We start from the raw sequence: 1,406 nt of genomic DNA, 5'->3' as shown, positions 1-1,406 counted from the left end.
GTCGCCGACGAGTTCACCGCCTCGACCGGCCAGCAGCGCTACGTCCTCGGCTCCATGGGCCCCGGCACCAAGCTGCCGACCCTGGGCCACGCCCCCTACGTCACGCTGCGCGACGCCTACCAGCAGAACGCCGAGGGCATGATCGCCGGCGGCGCGGACGCCCTGCTCGTCGAGACCACCCAGGACCTGCTGCAGACCAAGGCCGCCATCCTGGGCGCCCGCCGCGCCCTGAACGCCACCGGGACCGACCTCCCGGTGATCTGCTCGGTCACCGTCGAGACCACCGGCACCATGCTGCTCGGCTCCGAGATCGGCGCGGCGCTGACGGCGCTGGAGCCGCTGGGCATCGACATGATCGGCCTGAACTGCGCCACCGGCCCGGCCGAGATGAGCGAGCACCTGCGCTACCTCTCCCGCAACTCCCGCATCCCGCTGGCCTGCATGCCCAACGCGGGTCTGCCGGTGCTCGGCAAAAACGGCGCGCACTACCCCCTGACGGCCGGCGAGCTGGCCGACGCCCAGGAGAACTTCGTCGCCGAGTACGGCCTCTCGCTCGTCGGCGGCTGCTGCGGTACCACCCCCGAGCATCTGCGGCAGGTCGTCGAGCGGGTCCGCGGCGTCGTGCCCGCGACCCGCACCGTGCGGCCCGAGCCGGGCGCCGCCTCCCTCTACCAGACCGTGCCCTTCCGCCAGGACACCTCGTACCTCGCGATTGGCGAGCGGACCAACGCCAACGGGTCGAAGAAGTTCCGCGAGGCGATGCTGGCCGGCCGCTGGGACGACTGTGTGGAGATGGCCCGCGACCAGATCCGCGAGGGCGCGCACATGCTCGACCTGTGCGTCGACTATGTCGGCCGGGACGGCGTCGCCGACATGGAGGAGCTGGCCGGCCGTTTCGCCACCGCCTCCACCCTGCCCATCGTCCTGGACTCCACCGAGCTCAACGTCATCCAGGCCGGCCTGGAGAAGCTCGGCGGCCGCGCGGTCATCAACTCCGTCAACTACGAGGACGGCGACGGCCCCGAGTCGCGCTTCGCCAAGGTCACCGCGCTGGCGGCCGAACACGGCGCCGCCCTGATCGCGCTGACCATCGACGAGGAGGGCCAGGCCCGCACCGCCGAGCACAAGGTGGCCGTGGCCGAACGGCTGATCGCCGACCTGACCGGCAACTGGGGCATCCGTGAGTGCGACATCCTCATCGACACCCTCACGTTCACGATCTGCACCGGCCAGGAGGAGTCCCGCAAGGACGGCATCCACACCATCGAGGCCATCCGGGAGCTGAAGAAGCGCCACCCCGACGTGCAGACCACGCTGGGCCTGTCCAATATCTCCTTCGGTCTCAATCCGGCCGCCCGGATCGTGCTCAACTCCGTCTTCCTGGACGAGTGCGTCAAGGCCGGTCT

The 1,406-nt window shown here is 70.6% G+C and carries 1 protein-coding gene; it reads left to right on the top strand.

Annotation, left to right across the window (positions count from 1 at the left end):
* Positions 1-1,406, top strand: a 1,406-nt coding sequence (locus ACWD6P_RS37010) for a homocysteine S-methyltransferase family protein (RefSeq protein ID WP_451448611.1), incomplete at both ends; no start/stop codon positions are given.

This window comes from Streptomyces sp. NPDC002446, from assembly GCF_053595675.1.
This window is presented reverse-complemented; position numbering and strand designations above follow the sequence as displayed.